Here is a 15,050-nt window from a genome sequence, read left to right on the forward strand (position 1 = left end):
AGATTGAAAGAAACGAAACCTTATTATAGAAAGACACAGTGACATGATGAATATAACTAAAACCAAACGGAACTTTATCGGCTTACTTACCTTGTTTTCATTACTTTGTGGAGGAGTCGGAGCAGTCGTTTTACATAAGGCCCTACCTGGGCATTATTTCAGCGGTTACCCGTTTATACCGGTATTCTTTTACCTTTTCGGTTTGTTTGGTATTTATATGTTCGATGCTTGCCGCCGACATGCCCCGCAGAAAATGCTGCTGATGTATATGGCCATGAAAGTATTGAAGATGATATTCTCACTGTTCCTGTTGATGATCTATTGTTGGGTTGTTCGTGAAGAGGCAAGAGCCTTCTTGCTAACGTTCATCGCGTTCTATCTGCTGTATTTGATATACGAAACTTGGTTCTTTTTCTCGTTTGAGATGAACCGGAAACGGAAAAGTAAAAATGAAAATAGAAATGAAACAATTGCGTAACCTAGTAACTCCGTTACTTTTGACCTGCCTGATGGTGATTGGGCTTCCGGCTTCTGCACAAGAACAGGTGCAAGAGCAAGTGCAAGTGACAGATACGGTAGCCAAAGCGCATCAGGAAAAAGAGACGGTTAATGTGAAAGAAATTGTATTCGGACACATTGGCGACTCATACGAATGGCATATCACAACGTGGGGTGAAACGCATCTTACCATACCATTGCCTATCATCGTTTATAGTAGCACTACCGGTTGGCATACATTTCTCTCTTCTCGTTTGGCAGAGAATGGAGGCACTTATGAAGGGCTTTCTATCGCACCGGACGGAAGTAAATATGAAGGCAAATTGGTAGAATACAACGCAGCAGGTGAGCAAGTTCGCCCTTGGGATATATCCATAACGAAAGTAACCTTCGCCCTGATCTTTAATAGCATGTTGCTGTTGGTGATTGTGCTGGGTGTGTCACGTTGGTATCGCAAGCACTCACATGATTCAGTAACACCGGGTGGTTTTATCGGTTTCATGGAAATGTTTATCATGATGGTGAACGATGATATCATAAAGAGCTGTGCAGGACCGAACTATCGTAAGTTTGCTCCCTATTTGTTGACAGCGTTTTTCTTTATATTCATCAACAACCTGATGGGATTGATTCCATTCTTCCCCGGAGGAGCCAATGTTACGGGTAATATAGCCATTACGATGGTACTTGCCATCTGTACGTTTCTGGCAGTTAACATTTTCGGAACCAAGCATTATTGGAAAGATGTATTCTGGCCGGATGTACCTTGGTGGTTGAAAGTTCCGATCCCGATGATGCCGGTAATTGAACTCTTTGGTGTCTTTACAAAACCATTTGCTTTGATGATTCGTCTTTTTGCCAATATGTTGGCAGGGCATATGGCTATGTTGGTACTGACTTGTTTGATCTTTATCTCTGCAAGTATGGGACCGGCACTGAATGGAACGCTCTCGGTAGCTTCTGTGGTATTCAATATCTTTATGAATGCGCTTGAACTGCTTATAGCCTTTATTCAAGCCTACGTATTCACCATGCTTTCAGCCGTATTTATCGGTTTGGCGCAGGAGGGTGTGAAGGTTGAAACCGAAGAGAAAAAATAAGAGCGATTGTTAGTAAACGCAACGCGTAAATAAATAAACAAGAAAATATAAACCATTTTAAAAACTGAAAATTATGATCTTATCAGTATTGTTACAAGCCACTGCAGCAGCAGTAGGAGTTAGTAAATTAGGTGCAGCTATTGGTGCAGGACTTGCAGTAATCGGAGCTGGTTTAGGTATTGGTAGAATTGGTGGTTCGGCTATGGAAGCTATTGCTCGTCAGCCGGAAGCATCAGGAGATATTCGTATGAATATGATTATTGCAGCAGCCTTGATTGAAGGTGTAGCTTTGCTTGCTGTAGTAGTTTGTTTACTCGTATTCTTCTTATAAAAAAGAATAGTTATGGGATTACTATTACCTGAAAGTGGTCTCCTTTTCTGGATGGTTCTCACATTCGGGGTTGTGTTTATAGTATTGGCAAAATACGGTTTCCCCATCATCGTTAAGATGGTGGAAGACCGTAAAGCCTATATTAACCAGTCCTTGGAAGTAGCCAAAGAAGCCAACGTCCAACTTTCCCGATTGAAGGAAGAAGGAGAGGCTCTTGTGATTGCTGCCAACAAGGAACAAGGACGAATCCTGAAAGAGGCCATGCAAGAACGTGATAAAATTGTTCAAGAGGCCCGTAAGAAAGCCGAAATATCTGCTCAGAAAGAGCTTGATGCGGTAAAACAACAAATTCAGATTGAGAAGGAAGAAGCGATCCGCGACATTCGCCGCCAAGTAGCTCTTCTATCGGTTGACATTGCTGAAAAGGTACTTCGCAGTAACCTCAGCAATAAAGATGCTCAAATGGGCATGATCGATCGAATGCTGGATGAAGTATTAACAAAGAATAGGAACTAAGGAAAATGGAAGTCGGAATACTCTCAATGCGGTATGCAAAAGCACTGATGGGATACGCGCAGGAAAAAGGCGTGGAAGATAAGCTCTATCAAGAGCTTGTCACATTGTCCGATAGCTTTCGTACCCAGCCTCGCTTGCGTGAAGCACTTGATAACCCTATACTCCCGGTGAAGGAAAAGCATCAGCTGCTTTGTACCGCCGCCAGTGGCAATAAAGCCCCTAGTGACACCTTTACCCGGTTTATAAATCTAGTGTTGGAGCATCGTCGGGAAGGATACCTACAGTTTATGGCGCTTATGTATCTGGATTTGTACCGGAACCTGAAGCACATTGGTGTAGGAAAGCTCACGACAGCAGTCCCGGTGGACGAAGCTACCGGAGAGCGTATCCGTACTACTGCCGCACGTATCCTGCATGCCGAAATCGAATTGAATACGGTGGTGGACCCATCCATAGAAGGTGGTTTCATTTTCGATATCAATGATTATAGGTTGGATGCCAGTATTGCTACGCAATTGAAGCGAGTAAAACAACAATTTATTGATAAGAATAGGAGAATTGTATAATGTCTGAGAATATAAAAGTTAGCGAAGTATCGGATATATTGCGCAAGCAACTTGAAGGAATCGATGCCAACGTACAGCTCGACGAAATTGGTACGGTGTTGCAAGTTAGCGACGGTGTAGTGCGTATCTACGGACTGCGGAATGCCGAGGCCAATGAATTGCTGGAATTTGATAATGGTATCAAGGCCATCGTAATGAACCTTGAAGAGGATAATGTAGGTGCTGTGCTGTTAGGTCCGACCGATAAAATTAAAGAAGGCTTTACAGTAAAAAGAACCAAACTCATTGCTTCAATCCGTGTAGGTGAAGGAATGTTGGGACGTGTGATTGATCCGCTGGGAGAACCCCTAGACGGAAGAGGACTGATTGGAGGCGAACAATATGAAATGCCTTTGGAGCGTAAAGCACCCGGGGTAATCTACCGTCAGCCTGTGAATCAACCTTTGCAGACAGGACTCAAGGCAGTAGATGCCATGATCCCCATTGGTCGTGGACAGCGTGAGTTGATCATTGGTGACCGTCAGACCGGAAAGACTGCGATTGCGATTGATACGATTATCAATCAGCGTAGTAACTTCCTGGCAGGAGAACCCGTTTACTGTATTTATGTAGCCATTGGCCAGAAAGGATCTACAGTAGCTTCAATCGTAAACACACTTCGTGAGAACGGAGCCATGGATTATACGATTGTAGTAGCTGCAACAGCAGGTGATCCGGCTGCCTTGCAATATTATGCCCCGTTTGCCGGTGCTGCCATCGGTGAGTTCTTCCGCGATACCGGCCGTCACGCCCTCGTAGTTTATGATGACCTTTCCAAGCAGGCAGTAGCCTACCGTGAGGTATCCTTGATTCTACGTCGTCCGTCAGGCCGTGAAGCTTATCCGGGTGATATTTTCTACTTGCACTCCCGTCTGTTGGAACGTGCAGCTAAGATAATCAACCAGGAAGAAGTGGCTCGTGAGATGAACGATTTACCGGAAAGCTTGAAAGGTATCGTAAAAGGAGGAGGTTCTTTGACCGCTCTGCCTATCATCGAGACACAAGCCGGAGACGTTTCAGCGTATATCCCAACCAACGTAATTTCAATTACCGACGGACAGATATTCCTCGAAACCGACCTCTTCAACCAAGGAGTTCGTCCCGCAATCAATGTGGGTATATCAGTTTCGCGTGTGGGTGGTAACGCACAAGTGAAAGCTATGAAGAAAGTTGCCGGAACCCTGAAGATTGACCAAGCCCAATTCCGTGAATTGGAAGCATTCTCTAAGTTTAGCAGTGACATGGATGCTGTAACTGCCTTGACAATTGACAAGGGACGTAAGAACTCTCTCTTATTAGTACAAGGACAATACCAGCCAATGTCTGTAGAGCACCAAATTGCGACTCTATATTGCGGTACTCACGGTTTGCTGCGCGATGTTCCATTAGAGATGGTAGCAGACTTTGAGCGTAACTTCCTTGATGCGTTGCAACGGAATCACCAAGAAGATGTGTTGGATGTATTGAAGACCGGTGTGATCAACGATGATGTAGCTAAGATTATCGAAGAGACGGCCAGCATGATCTCAAAGCAATACGTATAATAATTTTGGATGATGGGCATTTGGGGCTTTCAAGCGTTAATCGTTCATCATTCATAACTTAAAATCAATTGTCATGGCTTCACTGAAAGAAGTAAAAACCAGAATAAATTCGGTAAAAAGTACCCGAAAAATCACTTCAGCAATGAAGATGGTGGCTTCTGCCAAATTACATAAGGCACAAGGAGCCATCGAAAACATGCTACCCTATCAGAAGAAGTTGAACAAGATACTTTCTAACTTCTTAAGTGCTGATCTATCGGTAGAATCTCCTTTTGTGAAAGAACGAGAAGTTAAGCGCGTAGCATTGTGGCTTTTTCTTCGAATACATCACTTTGTGGTGCTTACAATGCCAATGTCATAAAGAAGACCGTTCAGACTATCAATGAATACAGTTCGTTGGGTAAAGAGAACGTCTTAGTGTTCCCGATTGGTAAGAAAGTAGAAGAAGCTGTCAAACGTGCCGGATTTCAAGCACATGCAACTTACCAAAGCCTGGCTGACAAACCGACTTACCAGGAAGCATTTGCCTTGGCTCGTCGCTTGATGGATATGTATATATCCGAAGAGATAGACCGCGTAGAACTTATTTTCCATCACTTCAGGTCAATGGGCGTACAGACCTTGATTCATGAAACATATCTACCAATTGACCTCACAGCTACTGTTGATGAGATTGATCAGAAAGAGGTAGAACATGCGATCGTGAATGACTACATCATAGAGCCTAATGCCGAACAACTCATTGCCGATTTGATACCGACTGTGCTGAGCCAAAAGCTTTTCACGGCGGCAATCGACTCAAATGCTTCTGAACACGCTGCCCGAACCTTGGCTATGCAAGTAGCTACGGATAATGCGGATGAACTGATCGAAGATTTGACGAAGCAATATAATAAGTCACGCCAGCAAGCTATTACCAACGAATTACTGGATATTGTCGGTGGTTCGATGAAGTAAACTGATAGACGTAGATAACAACTACTCACTCTCCGGGTTGATACGCATTAACGTACGAATCCGGGGAGTTTGCTTTTCAGCTGTCAGACGACAGCACTAGGCCGTAAACAACTCACGCAAATTCTTTCGGATTTATACCTTCGGACGATTCAATTCACCGATTATTTGTTTGATACCCGCTTCCATCGAACGCGGAGAGTACCCCAACAGGCTTTGAGCCTTTTCAATGCTCATTCCGCTAAAGCGAGGGCGAGGGGTTGCCTCATTCATCTCGTCTGTTGTGACCGACTGAATCAGCGATTGATCAGCTCCCATCGATTGGGCAACCAGCAAAGCAACCTCCGCAATCGACAGACAGTCGTTGCCACAGATATGGAAGATTCCGTTTGCATTGCTTTCCACTAACAGCGATACCCCTTGAGATACATCTTCCACATGCGTGGGTGTACGCCACTGATCAGCCACTACCCGGATTTCTTTCCCTTCCTGCAGACGCTTTATTACCAGCTCCACAATGTTACCATGTTGTCCCGGTAAGGTCTTCCCATACACAATGGCCACCCGGACAATCGCATAATTGCTACAGATACCGGCTACCTTTTCTTCACCTTTCCATTTGGTAGATCCATAATAGTTAACCGGGGCAGGCGTGTGTGCTTCGGTATAGAGTTGCATAGCTTCCCCATCGAAAACGAAGTCAGTAGAAAGATGTATGAAACGACTGCCGTATGCTTCGCAGAGATGAGCCAACTGTTCTACGGCCGTAACATTCATTTGATAAGCTTCTTCCCGGTGCAGTTCGCAGTAGTCGGGTACGGATAAGGCGGAGTTATTGATAACGACATCCGGACGAATCGCTTCGAACAGCTGCCGGGTAGTTGCGAAGTCCCGTATATCCGTCTCAATGAAACGGTAATTGGCTGCATTCGCTGGCTGCACATCCGCATGTAGCGAACTTCCGGTTACTTTATATTTTGATTGCTGGGATAGATCATTCAGTATCTGCCGTCCGGTAAATCCATTGACACCGATTATCAAGATGTCTTTCATAAGGCTCTATTTTTAAACAAAGATAGTCAATTGAGTGGAGGGTTGAAACGTATGGGCAAAAAAAAAGGAGCAACGCCTTGCTCCAACCTTTGTTAACCTTAAATCTAATACTATGAAAAACACAGTACAAAGATACGGGCTTTTGCGACATTTGCAAACTATCCAAAGGGAAAAGTGTGTTTTATAACATAGATTAAGATTTGGAGTATCCAATTCTATCTATATTAAGGCTTCTTGCTCACTTAATTGATGTCGTATGCCGCGTTTGGGTTTCCTTTATTGGGCAAAAGCAACCGAGAACTACCTTTATGAAGCAAGTAAAAAGCTTTTTTGCAGCGGTTTGCGATAAACTCAAGCAAACTATTCTTATATTTGTTTTTTAGAAGAAACAAATTACATGAACGAGTATGAAAGCATTATTCATTGGAGGAACAGGTACTATTAGTACAGACGTCGTTGCGTTGGCCTTGGCAAGAGGGTGGGAGATAACTTTGCTAAACCGGGGAACGAAGAAGATGCCAGCAGGAGTGCGTAGCATCATTGCCGATATTCAGGATGAAAAAGCTGTTGCCGATGCGATAGCAGCCGATCATTTTGATGTTGTAGCCCAGTTCATCGGGTATACGGCCGCAGATGTAGAGAGAGACATCCGTCTGTTTCGTCAGAAGACCAAGCAATACATTTATATAAGTAGCGCCTCTGCTTACCAGAAGCCTTCGGCAGATCATCGAATCACAGAGAGCACCCCTTTGACAAATCCCTATTGGCAATACTCCCGGCACAAGATCGCGCTGAAGAGGTGCTTATGGAGGCTTATCGCATGGAAGGGTTCCCAGTTACCATCGTACGCCCGAGCCATACTTACAACGGGACGAAAGCACTCGTGAACCTGCATGGAAACAATGGAAACTGGCAGGTGCTTCAGCGTATACTGGATGGAAAGCCGGTAATCATTCCCGGTGACGGCTCCTCGCTGTGGACATTGACGCATTCCAAAGATTTTGCCAAGGGATACGTCGGGCTGATGGCCAATCCGCATGCAATTGGGCATGCTTTTCATATTACCAGTGATGAGAGTATGACGTGGAATCAGATTTACGAAGTCATCGCCGATGCATTGGGCAAACCTTTAAACGCTTTGTATGTTGCCTCTCAGTTCTTGGCCAGACATCAGGGGAAATATGATTTCATGGGCGAACTACTCGGTGATAAAGCGGTTACCGCAGTCTTCGATAATTCAAAGATTAAGCGGTTGGTGCCGGATTTTGTATGCCATGTCTCCATGGCCGACGGATTGAGACAGTCGGTGGAGTATATGTTGACCCACTCGGTAACGCAAACTCCGGACCTCGAGTTTGACGCGTGGTGCGATCGTATCGTCCGTTCCCAATTGGCGGCAGACCGTGCGATGAATCAGTAGGGGGCATGCCGCCCTTGCTGCACTTCAAAGCGAATACCAAAAGCACCGTTAGACGATTTCAGTTCAAAGGCTCCCCGGAAGTTGTTCCTTTCCCACGGCATAGCACTGCGGTTAGGCACTCTCCAACCCTTCTCGTCATAATCGCCGTAGGTATTAATTCGCATACCGTTCTTCAGTTTGAAGCTACCCATCTGCATAAACTGAGCCGATGAGTCAAATCCCCAGCTATACCCCGGACTGTAGAACCCGGAAGTAGAAAAGGCGTTTGAGAACCCCTGCGTATATATAGCATCGGTATTGAAGCGAAAGATCTGATTGTAATCTTTCGTCGCATTCGGCATATCCAATTTCAATTCGGGCAATTGGGGAGGCTTTACATTCATCAATCCCATGTCCAACAAGAAGCCGCCAATCTCTTTGATATTGACGTCGGGAGTCTGGCGAATGTTATCGGAAGGAATTTCAGACTGTGCATTCGCAAAGGTACTGGCAAGTACCAGCAAAAGGTATAGAAACAGTTTCTTCATCTTTGCAAAGGTTTGTTGCGTACAAATATAGAAATAAAAATGAGATAACCGGCTATAAACCACTCGATGTTCGAATGTAATTATAGAGAAAGACACTGTATGTCTCTAACGAATTAATACCCTTTCCGTAAGAATCACTTTTATATACGTATCCCTTCTCAATCACCTCTTTGCATGAAGATCACCAAACTCAGCGAATAAAGTGATAAATAGCCTATTTTAGCGCTTTTTTGAGATCGAATCCTTTTTAGTACGAAGCAATTTGCTAATTTTGTGGTTTGAAAACAAAACCCTACTAATTCTTTTTCTTTATGAAGTCAGACATCGAAATAGCACGCAGTGTAGAACTGAAAAAAATCAAAGAAGTAGCCCAGAGTATCGGGATGCCGTACGAGGAAATCGAGAACTATGGTCGGTATATCGCAAAAGTCCCCGAAGACCTGCTTGATGAAGAGAAGCTGAAAAAGAGTAAGCTTATATTAGTTACTGCTATTACAGCCACTAAAGCCGGAATCGGCAAAACGACCGTTTCCATCGGTTTGGCGTTGGGACTTAATAAAATCGGTAAAAAGGCCATTGTCGCTCTTCGTGAGCCTTCGCTTGGTCCCTGTTTCGGGATGAAAGGAGGAGCGGCCGGAGGCGGATATGCCCAAGTACTCCCCATGGAGAAAATCAACTTGCACTTTACCGGAGACTTCCATGCCATAACTTCCGCGCATAACATGATTGCCGCGCTGTTGGACAACTACCTGTATCAGAATCAGTCGAAAGGCTTTGGTTTGAAAGAAATATTATGGCGTCGGGTGATCGACGTAAACGACCGTTCATTGCGTAGCATTGTGGTCGGATTAGGTCCCAAGAGCAATGGAATCACGCAAGAATCCGGTTTCGACATCACGCCTGCATCGGAAATAATGGCAATCCTTTGTCTGTCTAAAGATAATGTAGACCTACGTCGACGCATCGAGAATATCCTTTTAGGCTTCACCTACGACGATAAGCCATTCACGGTGAAAGACCTCGGTGTGGCAGGAGCAATCACCGTGCTGTTGAAAGACGCCATCCATCCCAACCTTGTTCAGACTACCGAAAATACGCCGGCCTTTGTTCACGGAGGCCCGTTTGCCAATATTGCCCATGGATGTAATTCGATTCTGGCTACCAAGATGGCCATGACCTATGGAGATTATGTGGTAACGGAAGCCGGATTCGGTGCCGACCTCGGAGCGGAGAAATTCTATAACATCAAGTGTCGTAAGAGCGGCCTGCAACCTTGCCTGACTGTAATTGTTGCTACCGCACAAGGCTTGAAGATGCACGGAGGAGTTAGTCTCGACCGGATTGCCGAACCCAACATGGAGGGGTTGAGTGAAGGGCTTCGTAACCTCGATAAGCACATCCGCAACCTCCGTTCGTTCGGGCAGACCGTAATTGTTGCGTTCAACCGTTTCGCGACCGATACCGACGAAGAGATGGAGCTGCTACGCGAACACTGTGCGGAGTTAGGTGTAGGCTTTACCATCAACAGCGCCTTTGCCGAAGGAGGCGAAGGAGCCGTAGACATGGCTCGCCTGGTGGTAGATACCATCGAGAAGCAGCCGTCTAAACCTTTGCACTTCACTTATAAAGAAGAAGACAGCGTACAACAAAAGATCGAGAAAGTAGCTTCTCAGATTTATGGAGCCAGTGTGATTACGTATAGCAGTATAGCTCGTAACCGCATTAAACTCATCGAGAAGATGGGTATTACCCATTATCCGATTTGCATTGCCAAGACGCAGTATTCCTTCTCTGCCGATCCGAAGATTTACGGTGCGGTGGATAATTTTGAGTTCCACATCAAAGACATTGTGATCAATAACGGTGCTGAGATGATTGTTGCCATTGCCGGTGAGATACTCCGTATGCCGGGACTACCGAAAGATCCTCAAGCGTTGCATATCGATATTGTAGACGGAGAAATTGAAGGACTGAGTTAAAGAACATATCTTACAAGAATATAAGGTCTCTTTGAGATCTTTTTGATAGAAGGCTCTCTTATTTGTAAATTTTCCATTGCTGGAGGATGATTCAAATAAGGGAGCCTTTTATGTGTAATAACACGATATCATCTAGTCTATCATCAAACTCGCATACCTACTTATAGGTATTTTGCTGTTGAATAGTTGAAATGTAAACAATAAATTTCTGTAATTAAATAATGCTTGCTATTTTTGGCTAAATTTAATACTGATGAACATGGAAAAAAGGATCCAGAAACTTATGATTTGTTTGTTTAGCATCTGTTTATTTAGTGCATGTGATGAGGAAAATGAAGCATTTAAGGATTGTTTAATTGAAAACAGTGAGATAGAAGATACCTCAACAACGAGGTCTGTTAATAATGTAATCCGAGCTATTAAAGGAAATACAGAACCATTTGTTGGTACAAGGCAGACGTATAAAGTCGAATTAGATAGAGCTTTATCTATAAATACCAGAGTTCGTATAGTGCCTAGTAGCGATGCTATTTTGGTAGCTTATGGAAGTACATACTTGAGAGAACATACTATTACTATGCCAGTAAATACTAGTGACTTTCTTTTTGAAGTACTCATAAGAAAGCCAGCTGATTATGTGGATATATCAGTAGCTTCAGAATATGGTGGCGAGTTCTTTGTTGGCAGGAGTGATCGGATTACATGTAAAACTCCAGAAATCAAGATTGATGCCCCTACTTCAGTGTTACCAAACACGCAATTCGAGATATCGACCGATCATATTGTAGTTCCCAATTTGACTAAGGGATACGAATGGAGTCATACATCTTTCAGGAAAGCCGATGAATATTTATCAGGCTCTAAAATAAAGGTCATATTACAATCTCCAACTAAGACAGGAGATTACAGCCTGGGTGTTAAAACCTATGGCAAATATAATCATAATGGGAATGTATTCTCCATTGGAGAGGTCAATATTCCCATTAAAGTACTTGGCCTTCCGTATAATATAGAGTTTTTCAAGCCGCGAATACCTTTTCCTTTGCAAAAAACGGAAGTGATAGAAATTCAAGTAGATGAGAAAGGAAAGCAATATTATGATCGATATGAATGGAAAATTCCAGGAGGATGTGTAGCTACATTTACTGATTTATCAAAACGTTCAAAGGCAAGAGTGAAAATATCTCAAACTGGAAGTTATCGATTAGAAGCAAGAGGAGTTATCATTATTGGCGGTAAGACCTATTATTCAAATTGGAAAGCTATTGATTTTGATGTGCATCTTCCACCTTGTACGATAGAGTATAAAGTTTCTAAAGTTAAATACCTAAAGTTTGATGAAGAGGTAAATGTGGAGTCTGGAGTTCTAGGAGGTGAATTTCCTGGTTATTTTACGCCTACTGATGTGCCTCATAAACAGTTTTTGATAGGCACAGATCCTCAAAACCACAATATCCACTACTATTATTTGATTAGTGGATTAGAATCAGACCTTATTGTTTCAGACCCAACAGGAGCCTGTTCATTGATTAATTACTATCCAGGGGCAGGTATACCTGTAGAAACTATAAGTGTTCATTATGAATGATAGATTGGCATTACGTATATGAGAATGATTGCATAGGCGGCTAAAGCTTAGAAGCGACCAATCTATTTGTAAATATCTGCATATAGTTACCTCGTGAAGAGAGATGGATGCCCATCTTTGCGGGTGAATACCAACATATACCTATTCTTTGGTATACTTGGTAGATATATACCTATTTTGAGGTATTGACGGCTAGTGGCCAATATACGTAACTTTGCCCCGGTAAAATTAATTAGATGAAAAGCAAGGTTGCGTATATTTTTTTTGGTTTTTATTGAGTAGTTCTCTTCCGGTTGTCGCTCAGCAAATAGTTTCTTTAAGTGGTCAAGTAAGAGATGAACAAACGAAAGAGGCTCTAGCCTTTGCTACCATACAACTTATTGATAATGACAAAGTAAAGTATGCCGCCATTACCGATGTTAACGGAAAGTATCATTTTTCCGAAATCATTCCCGGAGAATATCGGATTGTAATTTCCTATCTAGGATACGATAAAACGGATCAAAAGCTCTCCATCACTCAAAAACTTACCCGGCCTTTCTTTCTTAAATCCTCTTCCACCTCTCTCAATGAGGTTGTAGTCACAGCTTCCGAATCCAAAGGCATCACGAGTGCTTCGAAGATAGACCGGACAGCCATGCAACATTTGCAGCCCACCAGTTTTACAGACCTATTGGAACTACTCCCCGGAGGAAAGACAACCGACCCGAATATGGGGAAGTCGAATCTCATCCGGATACGCGAAGCCGGTAGCACAAGCGAAGCCATAGCCTCGTTAGGCGTTGGTTTTGTGGTAGACGGGATGCCGATTAATACCGATGCCAACCTGCAATACATACCTGGAACCACCAAAGGAGACGGCAAAGAATCCGTTTCCAAGGGAGTAGATATGCGCGCCATTTCCACCGATAACATCGAAAGCGTGGAAATCGTCCGCGGTATTCCGTCTGTGTCCTATGGGAATCTGACCGGTGGGTTGGTGGTTATCAAACGCAAGAATACAGAGACTCCATTTTCCGCACGTTTCAAAGCCGATCAGGTTAGCAAACTTATCTCAATCGGAAAAGGTATCAAACTCACTCATAGCGGCAACGACATTCTGAATGCCGATTTGAACTACCTTGATTCCAAAGTAGATCCGCGCGACAGCCGTGAGAACTACAAACGACTCACAGCGTCATTACGTTGGAATGCTGTTCGCCAAATGCAACAGGGAGGTATGGAGTGGAATGCCAGCGTAGACTATACAGGCTCTTTTGATAATGTGAAACGCGATAAAGATATCACCATCAAAGAAGACAAGTATAAGTCTTCATACGATCAGTACCGTTTGAATGGTGGATGGCAGTGGAAACCCGATCAATCCTTTATAAAAGCGGTGCGTGCAGAAGCCTCCTTATCGCAATCATTCGATCGCATCGAAGAGGTCAAGTCCGTTGCCATAGATCGCCCGATGGGCATTCCCAATAGTTTGGAAGAAGGAGAGAGAGATGGGCTTTACCTACCCTATAGCTACATCGCCAATATGGTTGTAGATGGCAAACCGCTTTACGCCCGCGTGAAGCTGTCCGGTGATTTTGGTTTCAAGTGGGGGCAGAGCACTCACGCCATAAAGGCCGGTGTTGAATGGAACTATGATAAGAATCTAGGAGACGGACGTGTTTACGATCTTACCCGTCCACTGAATCCGGCAACCACAAGCCGCCCCCGGAAATATAGTGATATTCCGGCCGGAGAGAGACTCTCTTTCTATCTAGAAGAGGGAATCAAACTGCCTGTTGGTGCGCATCGTTTCCAATTAGTAGCCGGAGTTATCGGAACAAGCATGCTAAATCTGTCCGAGCAGTTCAGCATGAAAGGCAAGGTATATATCGATCCCCGTTTTAATTTTCAATGGCAATTACCCGCTTTAGGGGCTAATGAAGACTGGGATATGGAGATTTCCGCTGGGATAGGTTGGCTGTCGAAAATGCCTACACTGGCGCAGATGTACCCCGATATGAAGTATATCGACATTGTACAGCTGAACTATTACCATACCGATCCCGATCTTCGTCGCATCAACGTGATGACCTATAAATGGGACAATACGAACTTTGCACTCGAACCCGCACGTAACCGGAAATGGGAAGTACGTTGGTCGCTATCTCATAAAGGTAACAACTTCTCGGTGACCTACTTTGAAGAAAAGATGAATAATGCTTTTCGGGATATGTCCTACTACCGCACCTTGAATTATAAGAAGTACGAAGCAGACATGAGCTATACACCCGACACTTTGATCAATACCTATACAAAGGTTGGCAACGGAACCCGTGTCCGTAAGCAAGGAGTCGAGTTTCAATTCTCTTCCAAACGTATTGATCTCCTGAAAACCAAAATAACCGTGAACGGAGCTTGGTTCCGTACGATATATAGTACGCGTGATCCTCAATATAAAGAATCCTCCATCCTGCTTAATGGCGAGCAGTTGAAATATGTGGGACTCTATGATTGGGAAGACGGTACCGAACAGCAACGTTTCAACACCCGTTTCATGTTCGATACATACCTCCCCAAGTTAGGTTTGATATTCTCTACCACGGCCGAGTGTACCTGGTTTACCAATAGCCGTAACTTGTGGAACGACGGAGTCCCGGTCAGTTACGTCAACAAGCGCGGCATCATATCTGAATTCACAGCCGCAGATGCTACGGATATGCAGTTGCAACATCTGATAAACCGATACTCATCGACCTACTTTAATAAAGAAACTGTTCCTTTTGCTATGGACATAAACCTCAAAGCAACCAAGAAGATTGGCAAGTATATGGACGTATCTTTATTTGTGAATCGAATCTTGAATGTTTATCCCGAGTATACACGTAATGATCAGTTGATACGCCGTACGTCCTCCCCGTATTTCGGTATGGAGGCCAATTTGACCTTTTGAAAG

The 15,050-nt window shown here is 43.9% G+C and carries 11 protein-coding genes and 2 pseudogenes; 11 read left to right on the plus strand and 2 right to left on the minus strand.

What is annotated here, in order from left to right; translation table 11 throughout:
- Positions 1-43: 43 nt before the first annotated feature.
- The 7 genes and pseudogenes from JCM10512_RS06790 (at position 44) to JCM10512_RS06820 (ending at position 5,551) form a co-directional block, all read left to right on the plus strand.
- A complete protein-coding gene (locus tag JCM10512_RS06790; protein WP_044161624.1) occupies positions 44-478 on the plus strand; it encodes a hypothetical protein in 435 nt (144 codons plus the stop codon).
- On the plus strand, positions 462-1,598 hold the full coding sequence (atpB, locus tag JCM10512_RS06795) for a F0F1 ATP synthase subunit A (RefSeq protein WP_044161706.1): 1,137 nt from the start codon (positions 462-464) through the stop codon (positions 1,596-1,598). Before JCM10512_RS06790 ends, atpB begins: the two co-directional genes overlap by 17 nt.
- A 73-nt stretch (positions 1,599-1,671) precedes the next feature.
- Complete coding sequence (gene atpE / locus JCM10512_RS06800) at positions 1,672-1,929, plus strand: ATP synthase F0 subunit C (protein WP_044161626.1); 258 nt, start codon at positions 1,672-1,674, stop codon at positions 1,927-1,929.
- 12 nt (positions 1,930-1,941) lie between these two features.
- Positions 1,942-2,445, plus strand: a complete 504-nt coding sequence (gene atpF, locus JCM10512_RS06805; protein ID WP_044161628.1) for a F0F1 ATP synthase subunit B — start codon at positions 1,942-1,944, stop codon at positions 2,443-2,445.
- Positions 2,446-2,450: 5 nt separating this feature from the next.
- Complete coding sequence (locus tag JCM10512_RS06810) at positions 2,451-3,011, plus strand: F0F1 ATP synthase subunit delta (RefSeq protein ID WP_044161630.1); 561 nt, start codon at positions 2,451-2,453, stop codon at positions 3,009-3,011.
- On the plus strand, positions 3,011-4,594 hold the full coding sequence (atpA, locus tag JCM10512_RS06815) for a F0F1 ATP synthase subunit alpha (protein WP_044161631.1): 1,584 nt from the start codon (positions 3,011-3,013) through the stop codon (positions 4,592-4,594). The genes JCM10512_RS06810 and atpA overlap by 1 nt, the downstream gene beginning before the upstream one ends.
- 73 nt (positions 4,595-4,667) lie before the next feature.
- A pseudogene (locus JCM10512_RS06820) lies at positions 4,668-5,551 on the plus strand (F0F1 ATP synthase subunit gamma).
- A gap of 132 nt (positions 5,552-5,683) precedes the next feature.
- On the opposite strand, the gene rfbD reads toward JCM10512_RS06820, so the two are convergent.
- Entirely contained in the window at positions 5,684-6,601 is a 918-nt protein-coding gene (rfbD, locus tag JCM10512_RS06825) for a dTDP-4-dehydrorhamnose reductase (RefSeq protein WP_044161633.1), read from the minus strand.
- Between the two features lie 407 nt (positions 6,602-7,008).
- Between rfbD and JCM10512_RS06835 the strand changes: the two are divergent.
- Positions 7,009-8,021, plus strand: a pseudogene (locus JCM10512_RS06835) (SDR family oxidoreductase).
- On the opposite strand, the gene JCM10512_RS06840 reads toward JCM10512_RS06835, so the two are convergent.
- Complete coding sequence (locus JCM10512_RS06840) at positions 8,015-8,548, minus strand: hypothetical protein (RefSeq protein WP_044161637.1); 534 nt, start codon at positions 8,546-8,548, stop codon at positions 8,015-8,017. The pseudogene JCM10512_RS06835 and the gene JCM10512_RS06840 sit on opposite strands and share 7 nt — an antisense overlap.
- Before the next feature lie 311 nt (positions 8,549-8,859).
- Between JCM10512_RS06840 and JCM10512_RS06845 the strand changes: the two genes are divergently transcribed.
- The 3 genes from JCM10512_RS06845 (at position 8,860) to JCM10512_RS06855 (ending at position 15,047) form a co-directional block, all read left to right on the plus strand.
- Positions 8,860-10,527, plus strand: a complete 1,668-nt coding sequence (locus tag JCM10512_RS06845) for a formate--tetrahydrofolate ligase (RefSeq protein WP_044161638.1) — start codon at positions 8,860-8,862, stop codon at positions 10,525-10,527.
- Positions 10,528-10,786: 259 nt separating this feature from the next.
- Positions 10,787-12,115 carry a hypothetical protein gene (locus JCM10512_RS06850; protein WP_148298300.1) on the plus strand — a complete coding sequence of 443 codons (1,329 nt, stop codon included), beginning with the start codon at positions 10,787-10,789 and terminating at the stop codon, positions 12,113-12,115.
- A gap of 274 nt (positions 12,116-12,389) precedes the next feature.
- Positions 12,390-15,047 (plus strand): TonB-dependent receptor, encoded by a 2,658-nt coding sequence (locus JCM10512_RS06855; protein ID WP_044161641.1) that lies wholly within the window; start codon positions 12,390-12,392, stop codon positions 15,045-15,047.
- The last annotated feature ends 3 nt before the right edge of the window (positions 15,048-15,050 follow it).

The organism is Bacteroides reticulotermitis JCM 10512, from assembly GCF_000517545.1.
Taxonomy (GTDB): Bacteria; Bacteroidota; Bacteroidia; order Bacteroidales; family Bacteroidaceae; genus Bacteroides; species Bacteroides reticulotermitis.

Coding starts and splice junctions, on each gene's coding strand:
- JCM10512_RS06790 (WP_044161624.1), top strand. CDS start 44: ATGATGAATATAACTAAAACCAAACGGAACTTTATCGGCTTACTTACC.
- atpB (WP_044161706.1), top strand. CDS start 462: ATGAAACAATTGCGTAACCTAGTAACTCCGTTACTTTTGACCTGCCTG.
- atpE (WP_044161626.1), top strand. CDS start 1,672: ATGATCTTATCAGTATTGTTACAAGCCACTGCAGCAGCAGTAGGAGTT.
- atpF (WP_044161628.1), top strand. CDS start 1,942: ATGGGATTACTATTACCTGAAAGTGGTCTCCTTTTCTGGATGGTTCTC.
- JCM10512_RS06810 (WP_044161630.1), top strand. CDS start 2,451: ATGGAAGTCGGAATACTCTCAATGCGGTATGCAAAAGCACTGATGGGA.
- atpA (WP_044161631.1), top strand. CDS start 3,011: ATGTCTGAGAATATAAAAGTTAGCGAAGTATCGGATATATTGCGCAAG.
- rfbD (WP_044161633.1), bottom strand. CDS start 6,601: ATGAAAGACATCTTGATAATCGGTGTCAATGGATTTACCGGACGGCAG.
- JCM10512_RS06840 (WP_044161637.1), bottom strand. CDS start 8,548: ATGAAGAAACTGTTTCTATACCTTTTGCTGGTACTTGCCAGTACCTTT.
- JCM10512_RS06845 (WP_044161638.1), top strand. CDS start 8,860: ATGAAGTCAGACATCGAAATAGCACGCAGTGTAGAACTGAAAAAAATC.
- JCM10512_RS06850 (WP_148298300.1), top strand. CDS start 10,787: ATGGAAAAAAGGATCCAGAAACTTATGATTTGTTTGTTTAGCATCTGT.